The organism is Brevundimonas sp. TWP2-3-4b2 (assembly GCF_049897345.1).
Classification (GTDB): domain Bacteria; phylum Pseudomonadota; class Alphaproteobacteria; order Caulobacterales; family Caulobacteraceae; genus Brevundimonas.
The window spans coordinates 383,604-400,551 of sequence record NZ_JAFCWB010000001.1 but is presented as its reverse complement, the minus strand read 5'-3'; the positions used below and the strand labels follow the sequence as shown (position 1 = coordinate 400,551).

The 16,948-nt window shown below is 68.1% G+C and carries 12 protein-coding genes; 7 read left to right on the top strand and 5 right to left on the bottom strand.

Going from position 1 to position 16,948, the window contains the following annotated elements; all coding sequences use genetic code 11:
* The first annotated feature begins 5 nt into the window (after positions 1-5).
* Entirely contained in the window at positions 6-1,499 is a 1,494-nt protein-coding gene (hisS, locus tag ACP7AS_RS01840; RefSeq protein ID WP_426027119.1) for a histidine--tRNA ligase, read from the top strand.
* A gap of 489 nt (positions 1,500-1,988) precedes the next feature.
* On the opposite strand, the gene ACP7AS_RS01835 is transcribed toward hisS, so the two are convergent.
* Positions 1,989-4,115, bottom strand: a complete 2,127-nt coding sequence (locus ACP7AS_RS01835; RefSeq protein ID WP_426027118.1) for a M13 family metallopeptidase — start codon at positions 4,113-4,115, stop codon at positions 1,989-1,991.
* Positions 4,116-4,266: 151 nt separating this feature from the next.
* On the opposite strand from ACP7AS_RS01835, the gene ACP7AS_RS01830 reads away from it, so the two are divergent.
* Together ACP7AS_RS01830 and ACP7AS_RS01825 are read left to right on the top strand one after the other, a co-directional pair.
* Positions 4,267-6,099: a cation:proton antiporter gene (locus ACP7AS_RS01830; RefSeq protein WP_426027117.1), complete on the top strand. Its 1,833-nt coding sequence runs from the start codon at positions 4,267-4,269 to the stop codon at positions 6,097-6,099.
* A 215-nt stretch (positions 6,100-6,314) separates the two neighbouring features.
* Positions 6,315-6,980: a TetR/AcrR family transcriptional regulator gene (locus ACP7AS_RS01825; RefSeq protein ID WP_426027116.1), complete on the top strand. Its 666-nt coding sequence runs from the start codon at positions 6,315-6,317 to the stop codon at positions 6,978-6,980.
* Positions 6,981-7,041: 61 nt separating this feature from the next.
* Here the strand turns inward: ACP7AS_RS01825 and ACP7AS_RS01820 are convergent, their stop codons facing one another.
* A complete protein-coding gene (locus ACP7AS_RS01820) occupies positions 7,042-8,163 on the bottom strand; it encodes a Rieske 2Fe-2S domain-containing protein (protein ID WP_426027115.1) in 1,122 nt (373 codons plus the stop codon).
* Between the two features lie 117 nt (positions 8,164-8,280).
* On the opposite strand from ACP7AS_RS01820, the gene ACP7AS_RS01815 reads away from it, so the two are divergent.
* Together ACP7AS_RS01815 and ACP7AS_RS01810 are read left to right on the top strand one after the other, a co-directional pair.
* Entirely contained in the window at positions 8,281-9,237 is a 957-nt protein-coding gene (locus tag ACP7AS_RS01815) for an alpha/beta fold hydrolase (protein WP_426027114.1), read from the top strand.
* Positions 9,238-9,446: 209 nt separating this feature from the next.
* Positions 9,447-11,549, top strand: coding sequence for a transglycosylase domain-containing protein (locus ACP7AS_RS01810; protein ID WP_426027113.1), 2,103 nt, complete (start codon positions 9,447-9,449; stop codon positions 11,547-11,549).
* Positions 11,550-11,708: 159 nt separating this feature from the next.
* Here the strand turns inward: ACP7AS_RS01810 and ACP7AS_RS01805 are convergent, their stop codons facing one another.
* From ACP7AS_RS01805 to ACP7AS_RS01795, 3 genes are all read right to left on the bottom strand, one after another.
* Positions 11,709-12,419: a M48 family metallopeptidase gene (locus tag ACP7AS_RS01805; RefSeq protein ID WP_426027112.1), complete on the bottom strand. Its 711-nt coding sequence runs from the start codon at positions 12,417-12,419 to the stop codon at positions 11,709-11,711.
* The gene (locus ACP7AS_RS01800) at positions 12,385-13,665 is read right to left on the bottom strand and encodes a polyhydroxyalkanoate depolymerase (RefSeq protein ID WP_426027111.1); all 1,281 of its coding nucleotides are present in this window, start codon (positions 13,663-13,665) and stop codon (positions 12,385-12,387) included. The genes ACP7AS_RS01805 and ACP7AS_RS01800 overlap by 35 nt, the downstream gene beginning before the upstream one ends.
* A 118-nt stretch (positions 13,666-13,783) precedes the next feature.
* Positions 13,784-14,404: an SCO family protein gene (locus ACP7AS_RS01795; protein ID WP_426027110.1), complete on the bottom strand. Its 621-nt coding sequence runs from the start codon at positions 14,402-14,404 to the stop codon at positions 13,784-13,786.
* 53 nt (positions 14,405-14,457) lie between these two features.
* On the opposite strand from ACP7AS_RS01795, the gene ACP7AS_RS01790 reads away from it, so the two are divergent.
* Together ACP7AS_RS01790 and ACP7AS_RS01785 are read left to right on the top strand one after the other, a co-directional pair.
* Positions 14,458-15,957 (top strand): ActS/PrrB/RegB family redox-sensitive histidine kinase, encoded by a 1,500-nt coding sequence (locus ACP7AS_RS01790; protein ID WP_426027109.1) that lies wholly within the window; start codon positions 14,458-14,460, stop codon positions 15,955-15,957.
* 71 nt (positions 15,958-16,028) lie between these two features.
* On the top strand, positions 16,029-16,583 hold the full coding sequence (locus tag ACP7AS_RS01785) for an ActR/PrrA/RegA family redox response regulator transcription factor (protein WP_426027108.1): 555 nt from the start codon (positions 16,029-16,031) through the stop codon (positions 16,581-16,583).
* Positions 16,584-16,948 lie beyond the last annotated feature (365 nt).

Sequence of the window (16,948 nt, the reverse complement as noted above, 5' to 3'; positions counted from 1 at the left end):
GCGGCATGAGCACCGACACGCCGACCCGCCCCGAAGCCCGCAATCCGCGAGGGTTCGCCGACCGTCGTGGGGCCGATCTGATCGCCGAGCGCCGCCTCGTCGCCCGCGTGTCCGAGGTCTATGAGCGCTGGGGCTTCGAGCCGCTCGAGACCGGGGCCTTCGAATACGCCGATGCCCTGGGCAAATTCCTGCCGGACGCCGACCGTCCGAACGAGGGCGTCTTCGCCCTTCAGGACGACGACGATCAGTGGATGGCGCTGCGCTACGACCTGACCGCGCCGCTGGCCCGGTTCGCGGCGCAGGGGTGGGAGACCCTGCCCAAGCCGTTCCGCCGCTATGCCTTCGGCCCCGTGTGGCGCAACGAAAAGCCCGGCCCCGGTCGCTTCCGTGAATTCGTCCAGTGCGACGCCGATACCGTCGGCTCGGATCGGCCCGAGGCCGACGCCGAGATCATCGCCATGGCCTGTGAGGGCCTGCGCGCGGCCGGGCTGGGCACCGACCAGGCCGTGGTGCGCGTTTCGAATCGAAAGTTGTTCGACGGCCTGTTCGACGCCGGCGGCGTCACCGATCCGCGCCAGCGCCTGACCGCGCTGCGGGCCATCGACAAATTCGACCGGCTGGGCTGGGAGGGCGTCTCGGCCCTGCTGGGTGAAGGTCGGCTGGACGAGTCGGGCGACTATACCAAGGGGGCCGACCTGCCGATCGGCGTGGCCGCGACCATCGAGGCCTTCCTCGCCTCGGCGGGCGACGCGGATCTGTCGCGGGCGGCCACGCTCGAGGCCGTCGCGCGGGCCGGGGGCCTGGGCGCGACCGGCCAGGCGGCGCTGGAGGAACTGGCGGCCATCGACCGTGCCCTGACGGCGATGAAGGTGGGCGAGGGGACCGTGCGCTTCGACCCCACCATCGTGCGCGGTCTGGAATATTACACCGGCGCGGTATTCGAGGCCGAACTGCTGCTGGACACGACCGACGACAAGGGTCGCGCCGTGCGGTTCGGTTCGATCGGCGGCGGCGGCCGTTATGACGACCTCGTGGCCCGGTTCATCGGCGAGCGCCTGCCGGCCACGGGCTTTTCGTTCGGGGTGTCGCGCCTGGCCTCGGCGCTCAAGGCGGCGGGTCGGGGGGCGGCGGAGTCCGTACGCGGACCGGTCGTGGTCATCGTCTTCTCTGACGCCGACATGCAGCACTATCTCGACGCCGTGTCCGAGCTGCGCAACGCCGGGATCGCGGCGGAACTCTACCTCGGCCGGGCGGGCATGAAGGCGCAGATGAAATACGCCGACCGTCGTGGTGCCCCCGCCGCCGTCATCCTCGGCGGGGACGAGATCGCGGCCGGCCAGGTGACGATCAAGGACCTCGACGCGGGTCGGGCGCTCGCCGCCGGTGTGACCGACAACGAGGCCTGGAAGTCCGAACGCCCGGGCCAGCGCCTGGTGCCGCGCGGGGATCTGGTGGCGAACGTCCGGGCGATCGTCGAAAGCGCCCGCGCGAGCGCGTAGGTTATCGCCGATAACCTTGAAATTCCCGTGGGTTCCGCTCGGCCTTCATTGACTTGAACGATGAAATGTCGTCAATCTGACGCACTCGAGAAACGCAGCGTTCAGACGCTTCAGTGGCTCGAAGGCGTTTCGGGGAGGAAACGTCCGCTCGTCAAAGAGCGAAAGAAAGCCCGCCGCGATCTATCCCCCGCGGCGGGCTTTTTTTCATCCCCGGTTTGGGCGCTATCGCTCGCCGCGCGGCGGCTCGCTGCTTGAGCGCAGGTCGCGCCCCTTCCTTGCATTTTATATTCGTGCGCCCCGGCGAATGCCGGGGTCCAGATGGCGAGCGCCATTATCTGCTCAGGGATCGCGGCGCCCATCCCTGCCCACCCTGTCCTGATCTGCACCCCGGCATTCGCCGGGGTGCACGGTGGAGGGCAGGTCAACCACAACGAAAAAGGGCCGGAGCGTTGCCGCTCCGGCCCTTCGTCGATCAGCGGGTGAAACGCCCTACCAGATGCGGACCCGGTCGGCCGGCGCGAGGTAGTATTTCGAGCCGGGCTGGACGTTGAACGCCTCATACCAGGCGTCGACGTTGCGCACCGGGCCGATGACGCGGAACTCGGCGGGGCTGTGCGGATCGGTGGCGATCTGGTTGCGCAGGGCGTCGTCGCGCATCTTGGACTGCCAGACCTGGGCCCAGCCGTAGAAGAAGCGCTGGTCGCCGGTGGTGCCATCGAGGATGGGCGCCGGCTGGCCGTTCAGCGAGAGGTGATAGGCCTCCAGACCCACCGCATTGCCGGCGGCGTCGCCGATGTTCTCGCCCATGGTCAGTCCGCCCTGGACCTTGAAGCCGGGGATCGGCTCGAACTGGTCATACTGTTCGCCCAGACGCCGGGTCAGACCGTCGAAATTGGCCCGATCCTCGGGTGTCCACCAGCTGCGCAGTACGCCGTCGCCGTCGGACTTGGAGCCCTGATCGTCGAAGCCGTGGCCGATCTCATGGCCGATGACGCCGCCGATGCCACCGTAGTTGACGGCCGGGTCCGCGTCGGGATCGAAGAACGGCGGCTGCAGGATGGCGGCCGGGAAGACGATCTCGTTGTTGGTCGAGTTGTAATAGGCGTTCACCGTCTGGGGGGTCATGCCCCATTCGGTCTTGTCGACCGGCTCATTGAGGCGGTTGAGCTGGTAGTTCCACTGGAAGATGCCGGCGCGTTCAGAGTTGCCGAACAGGTCGTCGGGACGGACCTCCAGAGCGGAGTAGTCCCGCCATTTGTTCGGATAGCCGATCTTGACCGTGAACTTGTCCAGCTTGTCCTGGGCCTGGGCCTGGGTGTCCGCGCTCATCCAGCTGTAGGTGCGGATGCGGTTGCCGAGGGCGACGCGCAGGTTGGCGACCAGGGCTTCCATCTTGGCCTTGGACTCGGCCGGGAAATATTCCGAGACATACTGGCGGCCGACGGCCTCGCCCAGCATGCCCTCGGCGAAGCTGATGCCGCGCTTGTCACGGGCGCGCTGCATCGGCTGGCCGTTCAGGTCCCGCGAGCGGAACTCCCACTGGGCGTCAGAGAAACGGCGCGACAGGCGCGGCGCGGCGTCGTCCGTGGTGTGGAAGGCCTGCCAGGCCTGGATCGTCTCGATCGGCGTCTCGCCATAGATGGCGGCCATCCTGGGCATGGCCGTGTCCTGACGGACGATCAGGCGCGGGACCTCACCCACACCGACGGCATTGTAGTAGTCCTGCCAGGGGAAGCCGGGGGCCTCGGCGGCCAGGCTGGTGATGGTGTATTCGTTGTAGGTCTCATCGCGGTTGCGGTTCTGGACTGCGGTCCAGTGCGCCTCGGCGATGCGGGTCTCGAAGGCGAGGATGTCGGCGGCCGACTGTTCGGGGTTTTCCCAGCCGATGAGTCCCAGCATACGGGCGACATAGGCCTGGTAGAGGACCTTCTTGGCCGCCCAGCGCTCTTCCAGATAGTAGTCGCGGTTGGGCAGGCCCAGGCCGCTCTGGCCGGTCGAGACGACATAGCGGGTCGGGGCCTTCTGGTCGGTGGTGATGCCGGTGCCGAAGATGGAGTTGCCGAGGCGGCCCTGGGTCTGGCCCATGTAGACGGCGGCCAAGTCACGGGTATTGGCGGCGCGGATGGCGGCCAGGAAGGGTGCCAGCGGCGCGGCGTCGAGCGCCTCGATCCGGGCCTCGTCCATGTAGGAGCGGTAGGCGTCGGCGATCTTCTGTTCGTCCGAGCCGGCGGTCAGGTCGGTGCGGGCGGTCAGGCCCTCGATCATCGCCTTGACGCGGTTGTCGGACAGTTCGCGCAGCAGGGCGAAGGAGCCGTAGCTGGTGCGGTCCGACGGGATCTGCATGGAGTCCAGCGCCGTGCCGTTGGCGTAGCGCATGAAGCTGTCGCCCGGGTTCACCGAGGTGTCGCGACCGGCCAGGTCAAAGCCCCAGGTGCCGTATTTCGGCGCTTCCGTACCCTGGAAACCCATCACTGTGGCACCCTCGGCGGGGGTCTGGAACAGTTCGAAGACCGTGCAGCTCTCGTCGACGCAGGCGTGGTCGTGATCCTGGGCCGCAGCCAGCGAGGCGGGCAGCAGCAGCGCGCCGAGCGCGGCGCCGATCAGCAGTTTCTTCATGGGGATTTCCTCGGCTTCGCTTCTCTACGGACAGCGTCGCGGCGACCCTACGCCCCGGTTCCCGCCTGTCGCCTGAATTTTTTGTCATGTGCGACGGAAACCCGGGCGGACAGGCGTTTCAGCCTGTAGGCTGAGCGTCATTGGGGAAGCGATGACGATTCACGGCGGCGGCGGCGAATATCGCGATCTGGTCGTCTTCCTGGCGGCGGCCGGCGTCGTTGTGCCCCTGTTCAACCGTTTGAAGATCAGCCCGGTTCTGGGCTTTCTGGCGGCCGGGGTGCTGCTGGGGCCGAACGGCCTCGCGCGCCTGTCCGATACCCTGCCCTGGCTGTCCTGGCTGACGATTTCGGACGCGGCCCAGATCCGCTCCCTGTCGGAACTGGGCGTCGCCTTCCTGATGTTCATGATCGGGCTCGAGCTCTCGTGGGAGCGGCTGAAGGCCATGCGCCGGCTGGTGTTCGGCCTTGGCCTGACCCAGGTTGCGGCCTGCACCGTCGCCCTGGGCGCGGTCTTCGTCGCCATGGGCCAGCCGCTGGTTTCCGCCGCGGTGCTTGGCATGGGGCTGGCCCTGTCCTCGACGGCCGTGGTCATGCCGGTGATGGCCGAGCGCGGCCGCATCTCCACCGTCTCCGGCCGCGCGACCTTTGCCATCCTGCTGGCCCAGGACCTGGCGGTGGCCCCGATCCTGATCACCGTCACGGTGCTGGCCGCCCTGGCCCAGGGCGGCATCGGCAGCGGTGATTTCGACCCCTCTACCCTCGGCCCGGCCCTGTTCACCCTGATCCCCGCCGCCGTCGGTCTGTTCCTGCTGGTGCTGCTGGGCCGGCTGGTGCTGCGGCCGATGTTCCGCTCAGTCGCCAAGGCCAAGGCGAAGGGTCAGGGGCAGGAAATGTTCATCGCCGCCAGCCTGCTGGTGGTGGTCGGCTCGGGTCTGGCCGCCCAGGCCGCCGGTCTGTCCATGAGCCTGGGAGCCCTGATCGCCGGCCTGCTGCTGGCCGAGACCGAGTTCCGGCGCGAGGTCGAGGTCTCGATCGAGCCGTTCAAGGGCCTGCTGCTCGGTGTCTTCTTCGTGGGTGTGGGCATCGGGCTGGACGTCGACGCCGTCGCCGCCGATCCGGTCGCCGTGTTCGGCCTGGCCGCCGTGATGACCTTGCTGAAGGCCGGTCTGATCTATGGGGCCGCGCGGGCCTGGAAACTGGGTAACCGGACGGCGATCGAGACGGCGCTCGTGCTCGGCCCTGCCGGAGAGTTCGCCTTCGTCATTCTCGGTGCCGGCCTGGTCGAGGGCATCGCCTCGCCGGCGTTCACGCAACAGGTCCTGCTGGCGGCGACCATCAGCATCTTCAGCATTCCGCTGATGGCCATGATCGCATCCCGACTGGTCCGCCGCGTCGAGGCGACCCGCCCCGACCTGCCGGCCGAGGCGCTCGAGCCCCTGCCCGAGCAGGGCCAGGTGCTGATCGTCGGCTTCGGCCGCGTCGGCCGTCTGGTCGGCGAAATCCTGCTGACCCACGATCAGCGGTTCCTGGCCATCGACGCCGACGCCTCGACCGTGGGCAAGGGCCGGGCCGAGGGCTCCAATGTCTTCTATGGCGACGCGGCCCGTCCGGACATGCTGGTCCTGTGCGGCATCGAGACGGCGAGGGCCGTCGTGGTCACCATGGACGCTCCGGCCAGGGTCGACGCGGTGGTCCAGGCGGTCCGGGCGATGCGTCCCGACCTGATCCTGATCGCCCGGGCCCGCGACGACCGGCATGCGGTGCGGCTCTACCGTCTGGGCGTCACGGACGCCGTGCCGGAAACCACCGAGGCCAGTCTTCAGCTGGCCGAGAATACGCTGATCGACCTGGGCGTGCCCATGGGCCTGGTCCTGGCCTCGATTCACGAACGTCGGGACCAGTTCCGCAAGGTCTTCCAGGAAGCGATGCCCGACAGTGCCGCCCCGCGCCGGCCCCGGGCGCTCAGATCCAAACTGCGGCGCTGAGACGCAGGCGACGGAAATCGTGCGTGTGGCGCGTTAACCCCCACACGAATGACCTCATTAATCCCGCTACCCCATTTTGGTCATCGTTGCGTGATGATTGCCCGGCCTCGCCTTACGGGCGTGTCTGTGGGTGCTAGCGCGTCCTGAATGAACCATCGCTTCGGCGATCAGTTTTACCGGCGGATGTCAGCCGTCGCTGAGTGAGTAATCGATTTATGCGAGATTCCATCCCGGCTTCGGCCGCTCAATCAACCGACGTCGATGGCGAAGCCCCCCGGCTGAACCGGCGCCAGACCGCCAAGGTCCGCACCCGTCAGAAGGTGCTGGAGGCGGCCCGCACGCTGTTCGCCGAGCGCGGCTATGAGCCCGCCACCATCCGCGACATCGCCAAGGGCGCGGGGATGTCGACCGGCGCGGTCTTCGCCAATTTCCAGGACAAGGCCGAACTTTTCGAGGCCGTGCTGTCCACCGATCTGGTCCAGCTGGCCGAGACGCTGAAGGCGGCCGCGGCGGTCGAGACCACGGTTCGGGGCCGTCTGCTGGCCGCCCTGACTGCCGGTTATCATGCCTCTCTGGAGCAGCTGCCGCTGGTCCAGGCCGTCATCGCGCGCTCGTGGTTCCAGCCGGTCGCCTCCGAAATGGGCACCCGCGCTGCGATCAAGCCCCTGATCTCGGTCGTCACTGACGCCCTCCAGGCGGGTGTGCGCGAGCGCGAACTGACTCAGGACGCCGATGTGCGGCTGCTCAGCGAGATGATCTACGAGGCCTGGCTGTCGAACTATCGCCGCGCCGCCTACGACAGCTGGACCATGGAACAGCTGACCGTCCAGATCGGCAAACAGATCGACATCATCCTGGCCGGCGCGCTCAGCCGGCAGTAAAATCCCGTCTCCTCCCCATGAGCGTTGCGAAGGGGGAGGAGACAGGGTCAGGCAGGAGCCCTCAACTCTTCCAGCGCAATGTCGTGGATTTCACGGGGTTGGCGAACGGCCGGCCCTCGGCGCGGGACTTGATCCATTCGCGCTTCAGCTGCTGGTACCATTTCGCCTGTTTGTCGGCGTCGTCGATCCAGATCAGCGCGGGATCATAGCGCAGGCCCTCGTTCTGCAGGTTCACCATGCCGCCGTCCTGTTTCAGGAAGGCGACGACGCCCATGCGCAGGAAGGGTTTGGCAATGCCGAAGACCCAGTGGTCGGACCAGAAAATCTGGGTGATCCGGGTCTTCGTCTCGCTGATCGGGGTCAGGCAGGTCAGGGCCAGCACCTGTTTTGCGCCCACTTGGATATGTTCCCAGCGATAGCCGGGCAGGCGGAAGGTGATCTCGGTGGCGGGTGCCCCGCCCAGGATTTTATAGGCCCGGCTGTTCGACGACGGCGCGTGCCGCACCATGGCGAAGCCCTGCTCGCGCGGCTCGAAGGCCTTGGCCTTTTCATGCATCGAAATCTCGGACCGCCACCACCACTGCTGATGGACATAAGGGCCGTGGGCGGGGTCCATCAGGCCGACGACCGCATGATCGATATGGGCGTCGAAATCCATCCATTCGACCAGTTTGGCCTCGCCGCCGACGACGCCGGGAAACTGCGGCGGCTCATGATCCGGTTCGGCGGGATTGCGCGGGTCGGACGTGGCCCAGACGAACACCATCCCCTGACTTTCGCGCACCGGGTAAGACCGCACCCGGATGCGATCCGTCTCGAACGCCTGATCCTCGACCAGCGAGGGGATGGCGGCGCAGACGCCGTCGGGCCGGAAACGCCAGCCGTGATAGCAGCACTCGATCGTCTCGCCCTCGCCGGGTTTTTCCACCAGCCGACCGGCCGACAGGGGCGCGGCGCGGTGGGGGCAGATGTCGCGCATGGCATAGACCTGACCCGCGCGGGTCCGGCCGATCAGCACCGGCTCGCCCAGCAGGTCATGACGCTTCAGCGAGGCCGGGGCGACGTCGCGCGACAGGGCGACAAAATACCAGGCGTCCAGCACGAACCCCTTGCCGAAGGCGGCCGGTGGGGCCTTGGCCTCGGGCGAGGCGGCGGAAACGGCGGCGCTGTCGGCTGGGCTCATGGCGTCAGTCTAGCGGGATGGCGACGGGAAGTCTTGACCGGCCGCATCCATTCACGCCCTCTGCGACGACTAGAGGACAGACACGGGCGTATCGCCCGTCCATCCGGGGATAACGCCATGACGACCATGACCGCCGCCGCCGCCCTCGCCGGGGCCCTTTGCCTGATCGCTGCGCCGGTCCTGGCGCAGGATCACAGCCACCATCAGCCCGCGCCCGCGCCCGCGCCCGTCGCGGCGCACGGTCACCAGCACGCCGATTTCGAATCCGGCCGGTTCCATGTGCGGGTCGACGGCCCGGAGCATCCGGTCGGCGACGTCATCCTGATCCCGGGCCTGTCGTCCTCGCCCGAGGTCTGGGACGGCCTGACCGACAGCCTCAAGGGCCGTTATCGCGTTCACCGTATCCACATCCAAGGCTTCGCCGGTGCCGCCGCCGAGGACAATGCCAGCGGCAATGTCTCGGCCCCCGTCGCCGAGGACCTGGCCCGCTATATCGCCGAGCAGCGTCTGAACAAGCCGGCGGTGATCGGTCACTCGATGGGCGGGACCATCGGCATGATGCTGGCGGCCCGTCACCCCGACAGCGTCGGCCGGCTGATGGTGGTCGATATGATCCCCTTTGTGGGCGGCATGTACGGCGGGCCTGGAGCCACGGCGGAAAGCGTCGTCCCGATGGCGGACCAGTTTTATGCCGGCATGACCACCGGTCCGGAGGAACCGTATCGTCAGCAGAGTGCGGCGATGGTCGCCAGCATGATCAACACAGAAGCGGCTCGCAGGGGCCCCTTGGAGGACTCGGCTACAAGCGACCGCGCCGTTTCGGCCTCGGCCTTCCGCGAGCTGATCGTCACCGATTTGCGGCCCGAGCTGCCGCGCATCACGGCGCCGACCACGGTGCTGTACATCAAGTTCAACGACCCGCGCATGACCGACGAGATGGTAGACGGCATCTACCGCATGTCCTTCGCCACCCTGCCGTCCGCGCAGCTGAAGCGGATCGACGACAGCGCCCACTTCATCATGCTGGACCAGCCGGCGCGGTTCGCCGCCGAGGTGAACGCGTTTTTAGAATAGCGGCCCAAAGCGTCATGGTTTCGGCGGAAACGTCCCTCACGGTCCTGTGAAGGACAAGCGCGACCCGAAAAGTGGATTCCCGGTTTTCGGACTCAGTCGCGCGCTAACTTTAATTCCGACGGGATTGTCGGCGAGCCGACAATCCCTGGGGGGCGTTTCCGTACGCGGCCCGATCGGCTAGGACCGGTCAGGATCAGGTGAGGGTTTTCATGGCGGGTAACGGCTTCAGCTTCGGTCGTGGCGGCAATGCGGGCGGGCCCCGGCCCGTGCGCACGCCGGTGCAGCGCCTGATCTACTGGGCTGCGGTCCTTGCGGTCTGGGGCGCCATCTTCATGGTGGTCTTCTTCGCGGTGTTCGCTCGCGACCTGCCCGACACCTCGACGCTGTACAATGTCGATCGCCAGCCCTCGATCACCTATCTGGATCGCAACGGGGCCCTGATCGCCGTGCGCGGCACCCAGCAGGCCCCGCCCGCCGACCTGAAATCCCTGCCCGACTATGTCCCCGCGGCCTTCATCGCCATCGAGGACCGGCGCTTCTATCACCACCCCGGGTTCGACCCCGTCGGCATGACCCGGGCCATGGCCGCGAACATGCGCGCCGGCCGGGTGGTCCAGGGCGGCTCGACCCTGACCCAGCAGCTGGCCAAGAACCTGTTCCTGAGCCCCGACCAGAACATGAAGCGCAAGGTCCAGGAGCTGATGCTGGCCGTGTGGCTGGAGATGAAATTCTCCAAGGACGAGATCCTCGCCCTCTATCTGAACCGCGTCTATTTCGGCGCCGGGGCCTATGGCATCGAGGCCGCGTCGCAGCGCTATTTCGACAAGAGCGCCAAACAGCTGACGGTCGGCGAGGCCGCGCTTCTGGCGGGTCTTCTGAAGGCCCCGTCGCGCTATTCGCCGGTGTCCGAGAGCGAACGGGCCGGGATCCGCGCCACCGTGGTGCTGAACGAAATGGTCGACGCCGGGGTGATTACGCCCGAGCAGCGCGCCCAGGCCGCCGCCTCTCCGGTGCGGGTGTCGCGTACCCTGTCGAGCCAGCACGCGCAGTATTTCATTGACTGGCTGGACAAGCAGATCCGCGAACTGGTCGGCGAACCGACCGAGGACATGGTCGTCGAGACCACCATGGACCTGACCCTGCAAACCCAGGCCGAGCGGTCTGTGAACCGGATTCTGACGCGCGACAGATCCAAGGGCGTGCAGCAGGCGGCCCTGGTCGCGCTGGACGGCGACGGCCGGGTCCGCGCCATGATCGGCGGCGCCTCCTATGCCGACAGCCAGTTCAACCGCGCCGTCGACGCCCGACGCCAGGCCGGCTCGGCCTTCAAGCCGTTCGTCTATCTGACGGCCCTGGAAAGCGGCTATACGCCCGAGACGCGGGTCAATGACGCGCCGATCCGCATCGGCAACTGGTCGCCGCGCAACTATTCGGGGACCTTTGCCGGCGAGATGTCGCTGGCCAACGCCGTGGCGCAGTCGACCAACACCGTCGCCGCCGGCCTGGCCGACCAGATCGGCCGCGACAACGTCGCCCGCACCGCGCGCCGCCTCGGCATCACCAGCCGCATCGGGCTGGAGCCGGCCATGGCGCTGGGGGCCGTCGAGGTCTCGCCGATCGAGATGGCGCAGGCCTTCGATGCCTTCGCCAACGGCGGCAAGCGCGTGAAGGCCTATGGCATCAGCCGCATCCGCACCCCCCAGGGCCGGGTCATCTACCAGCGCTCGGCCCGGGCCGACGGCGCGGTCCAGGCCATTTCCAACCCCTTCCTCTATTACCAGAACCAGATGCTGCGCGGTGTCATGACCGGCGGCACAGGGCGTTCCGCCGCCATCGCCGGGCGCGACATCGCCGGCAAGACGGGCACGACCTCGGATTACAAGGACGCCTGGTTCGTCGGCTACACCGGCGGCTTCGTCACCGCCGTCTGGGTCGGCAAGGACGACAATACGCCCATGCGCGGCGTGACCGGGGGCTCGTCCCCGGCGGCCATCTGGCGCGGTTTCATGGAGGCGGCCCTGCCGCGCCTGAACGCCCCGGCCATCCCCAACGGCCCGGCCATGCCCGAGGGCTGGCAGCCGCCCAATCCGGTCGAGAACCTGATCGGCCAGATCGGCGACCTGTTCGGCGACGCGCCCCCGGCCGACGAGGCCATTCCGCCTGAAGACCAGCCGACGCTGGAGCCGCGCCGTCCCGAGCCCGGCCCGCCCGTCGTCCGCCCGACGGCGCCCCAGCCGCAACGGGAGGCACCGGACCAGCGCCCTGAACCGGCCCCGCCCCCCGAAAAGAAGGCCGACCCGCTGTTCTTCTGAGGGTGGCAACCTGCAAACCGCTCATCCCGGCGAAAGCCGGGACCCAGTTCTTTCGCGAGGCAGGGCGGCCGGGATTGACGGAGGCGTGCTCCGGACTCACCGGATCGTCCAAAGCACTGGGTCCCGGCTTTCGCCGGGATGAGCGGATCGTGGGCGAACCTACCGCCCCACCGCGTGCAGGGCGGGCCCGTTGTCGCGCAGCCATTTGCGGAACGGGCGGTGGTCGCCGACCAGCCGCTGCACCACCGACCAGTAGGCCGGGCTGTGGTCGGCGTGGACCAGATGGGCCACTTCGTGGGCGGCCAGATAGTCGATCACCGCCGGCGGGGCCATGACCACGCGCCAGCTGTAGCGGATGCTGCGATTGTGCGGACTGCATGAGCCCCAGCGGGACTTGGGATCGGCGATCGACATCTTCACCGGCCGCTGGCCGAGGGTGCGAAGATGGACATCGGTGCGGGTCTGGAGCGTGTCGCGCGCCACCCGCTTGAACAGGTTCTCGACCCGCCGGGCATAGGCCTCGCCCTCGCCGCCCGAGGCGATCACCGGACCCCCGGCGTCTTCCGTCAGCCGCGCCGCCCCGGCTCCGCCCGTGGCCACCAGCCGCGTCGGCTGGCCGAACAGTTCGATCACGGCCCCGGGTTCCAGCGGCGTCCCGTGCGGCTGTTCGGCCAGGCGCTCGCGCATCCACGACGCCTTGGTGCGGGCGAAGGCGACGACGTCGGCCAGCCGGCGTTCGGACGGGGCGATCAGCACCGCCTCGCCGGCACGCGCGTCGATGCGGATCGACAGCCGCCGGGCACGCGGATTGACCGACAGCCTCGCGGCTATGCCGTCAAGCGGCAGCCGCTGGCCGTTCCGGTACTGCACAGAGGGCCTCGTGTTGGGCGATGAAGTCGCGGACCGCCGGATAGATGTCGTCGTGGAACCGCCGGCCGTTGAACACGCCGTAGTGGCCGACCTCGGGGTGGACATACAGTTTGCGCAGGTCGTCCGGCAGTCCGGTGCACAGCGTATGCGCCGCCTGGGTCTGGCCCACCCCCGAGATGTCGTCCTTTGCCCCCTCGACCGTCATCAGGCCGATGTCGGAGATCTTCGTCACATCCACCGGGCGCCCGCGGTGCTCCAGCAGGCCGCGCGGCAGCAGGTGCTGCTGGAAGACGATGTCGATGGTCTGCAGATAGAACTCCTCCGACAGGTCCAGCACCGACAGGTATTCGTTGTAGAATTCCTCGTGCTTGTCGGTCGCGTCGCCGTCCCCCGAGACCAGGTCATCGAAATAGCAGCGGTGGGCGTCGACGTGCTTGTCCTCGTTCATCGACATGAAGCTGTAGAGCTGGACGAAGCCCGGATAGACCCGCCGCCCGAAGCCCGGATAGGGCCAGGGCGCTGTGTGGATCATGTTGGATTTGAACCAGGTGAACGGCTTGGCCTCGGCCAGCTGGTTGGTCACGGTCGGCGACAGGCGGGCGTCGATCGGCGAGCCCATGAAGGTCATCGAGGCGGGCCGGTTCGGATCGTTGTCCTCGGCCATGAGGGCGCAGGCGGCCAGCACCGGCGGTCCCGGCTGGCAGACGCCGACGACATGGGCGCGCGGGCCGATGACGCCCAGCATGGTGCGGACGTGGTCGATATAGTCGAAGAAGTCGAACCGGCCTTCCAGCATCGGCACCTGACGGGCGTTGACCCAGTCGGTGACATAGACGTCGTGGTCCTGAAGGAAGCCCTCGACCGTGCCGCGCAGCAGGGTGGCGTAGTGGCCGGACAGCGGGGCGACGATCAGCACCGCCGGCGCGGCCGTCGGCTTCTTCGCCCGCTTCAGGTCGCCGATATTGCGCGCGAACCGCACCAGGCGGCACCAGGGCGAGGACCAGATGACCTGTTCGGTCGTCCGGACCGGCTTGCCGCCGATGTCGATGGTCTCCAGACCCCAGGCGGGCTTGCCGTAGCGGCGCGTCACGCTCTCGAACAGCCCGGCCGAGGCCAGGGCCGTGCGGCCGACCGCGGTCTGGGACGCAGGATTGAACGGAGAACTCCAGAACTGGCGGGCCATATGGGCCCCGAACCGGAACGGCGTCGCCGAGTGATAGGCGAGCTCGTGAAGCGAATAGAGCATGGAATCCTTGAGACGGCCCCGCCGTTACGCGGCAGAGCACCATAGAACGCATCGCACTGCAAAAAGATTAGCGATGCAACGTGTTTTCTCCCTCCCCACAAGGGGGAGGGAGAACGCACTACCCCCGCGCCATGGCCCGTTCGATGACCTGCGCGGCCCGTTCGGGTCCCAGATCGTGGGCGATGGCGCTGCGGAACCTGCCGTCCGGGCCCATCAGATAGACGGTCAGGGAGTGGTTCATCGTATAGGCGTCGCCCTCTCCGACCTTCTGGTAGAAGGCGCGATAGGCGTCGGCAGCGGTCCTGATCTGTGCCGGCGTGCCGGTGAGCCCGATCACGCCGCGCGGGAAGCCGTCGGAGGACAGATAGTCTTTCAGCGCCTGCGGCGTGTCCCGCTCGGGATCAACCGTGACGAAGACGATCTGGATGTCCTTTGCCCGGTCGCCCATCTGCTGCTTGGTGGCCTCGAGGGCGGTCAGGGTCGTGGGGCAGTAGTCGGGGCAGTAGGTAAAGCCGAAGAAGACCAGGGACCATTTGCCGTCCAGCAGGGTCTGGTCGACCGCCTGTCCGTCCTGGTTGACCAGCTGGAACGGACCGCCGACGCTCGGCTGGCCGGTCGAGGTCTCCATCGGCGGGATGGTCCCGTCGCGCTGGTTGACCATGACCACGGTGGTGACGGCCACGGCCGCGGCGATGGCGATGCAGACGCCGGCGAACAGCAGAATGGAACGGCGCGGCATCAAGGCCTCCTCGAAAACGCGCACCGCGCGCGTTGCCGGTCTATAGAAGACCGGTGAGCCTGTCCCAAGACCCCCTCTCGTCGCAGTTTGCGCCGCCGTTCGCGTCCTCCGAAGGGGCGCGGGACCCGGACCGTTCCAGCGGCTGGCGAAACCTGCCGCGGCGCAGCCGGGGCCTGTCGCTGCGCACGCTCGTCATCCTGCGCTGGATGGCCATTGCGGGGCAGAGCGCAACGGTCGCCACGGCGACCCTCTATTTCCATTTCGAGCTGCCGCTGTGGGGCTGTCTGGCCGTGATCGCGGTCAGCGTGATCATGAACCTCAACGCCACGGCCCGGCTGAAGCGCATCGACGGCTCCTTGCCGGACGGGCGGATGACGGCGGCGCATCTGGGGTTCGACATTCTGCAGCTGTCCGTCCTGCTGGCCCTGACGGGGGGCCTGCAAAACCCGTTCTGCCTGCTGCTGGTGGCACCGGTGACGGTCGCCGCCGCCTCGCTGCCGGGGCGTCAGGCGGCGCTGATGGGCCTGTTGGTGCTGGTCGCGACCACCAGCCTGTTCTTCTTCTCCCTGCCCCTGCCCTGGCAGGCCGGGACAGAGCTGAACCTGCCGCCCCTGTATCGCTTCGGTACCGGCCTGGCCCTGATCACCGGCGTGATCTTCACCTCCGCGTACGCCTGGCGGGTCGCGGCCGAGGCCGAGAAGCTGGAACTGGCGCTGGCCACCACCCAGGACGTGCTGCAGCGCGAGCAGAGGCTGGCGGCGCTGGGCGGGCTGGCGGCGGCGGCGGCGCATGAACTGGGCACGCCGCTGGCGACCATCCAGGTCGTGGCCAAGGAGCTGCTGCGCGCCTCGGCCAAGGGGGGACCGGCGGCCGAGGACGCCGCCCTGATCCTGCAACAGGCCGAACGCTGCCGCGAGATCCTGAAACGCCTGTCCCAGCAGCCGGAGGAGGGCGACAGCGCCTTCGCCGAGGTCGGGTTGAAGGCCTTGCTCGAAGAGGTGATCGAACCCCACCGTGGCTTCGACCTCGATTTCCAGATCGAGGTGCGCACCGCCTCGGGCGAGCCCGTTCCTCTCGTCCGTCGCCTGCCCGAGGTGATCCACGGTTTGTCGACCCTGGTCGAGAATGCCGCCGATTTCGCCGGTTCAAAGGTGCGGGTGCGGGCCCTGGTGGACGCGGGCTTCATCGAGATCGAGGTGGTGGACGACGGCCCGGGTTTCCCGGCCGACATCCTGCCCCGCCTCGGCGAGCCCTATGTGACCAGCCGGCCGCAGGGCAAGGCGCGCCGGGCCCTTGCGGCCCAGATCGCCTCTTCGGTGGCTGCCGCCACGCCGGGCCGCAAGGGCCGCAAGGGCGCGGCGGCTCCCGTGGAGCCCGAGGCTATTTCTCCCAGCCAGGGCGGGATGGGGCTGGGCTTCTTCATCGCCCGGACCCTGCTCGAACGGACCGGCGGCAAGGTGTTCGTCGGTGCCGGCGACGGCGGAAAAGGCCAGCCGAAGGGTGCCCGCGTGGCGGTTCGCTGGCCCCGGCCCGCACTGGAAGTTCCGTCGTGATGTCGCACCCCTGCGGCTGAACCTTGACCGCAGCCGTACTGTTACCGACTTGACCTCGCAGGAGACCGCATATGCCCGACGCTGAAGACCGGATCGCCGCCCTTCCGGACAAGACCCTGCTGTTGCTCGACGATGACAACGCCCTGCGCACCCGTATGGGTCGCGCGCTGGAGAGCCGCGGCTTCGTGGTCACCCTCGCCGCGTCCCTGGCTGAGGCGCATGAGGCGCTGAAGACCTCTGTCCCCGCCTTCGCCGTGCTGGATATGCGGCTCGAGGACGGCAACGGTCTGAAGGTGGTCGAGGCCATCCGTGAGCGGCGCGATGACGCCCGCATCATCATGCTGACCGGCTATGGTGCCATCGCCACGGCCGTCGCCGCGGTCAAGGCCGGGGCGGTCGACTATCTGCAGAAGCCCGCCGACGCCGACGACGTGGTCAAGTCCCTGCTGTCGACCGGCGAGTCACCCGAGCCGCCGGACAACCCCATGAGCGCCGACCGGGTGCGCTGGGAACACATCCAGCGCGTCTACGAACTGTGCGACCACAATGTCTCGGAAACGGCACGGCGGCTGGGCATGCACCGGCGGACCCTGCAGCGCATCCTGGCCAAGCGCGCCCCGCGGTAGACAGCAAAAACACCGTGCATCCCCGCGACGGCGGGGACCCAGGCTTTGGCCCCGCCGCCGGCGCTTGATCGAGCGTCGGCCAGGTTCAATCGACATTCAGACGTCGGTACCCGTTCTCCCTCCCCCGTCATTCCGGGGCTGGGACCGGCGTAGCCGGGACAAGAACCCGGAATCCAGGCGTCTGGACGCCGCCGTCGGCCTCACGCCCCAATGTCGAGCCCAGTCTCCTGGGTTCCGGGTTCCGCTCCGCGGCCCCGGAAAGACGGGGTTTGGTGGACGATCAGCGGGTCCGCTGAATGTCGATTGAACCTGGCTCAACCGGTCTGCCGCCGCTCAACCCTGGGTCCCCGCCTTCGCGGGGATGC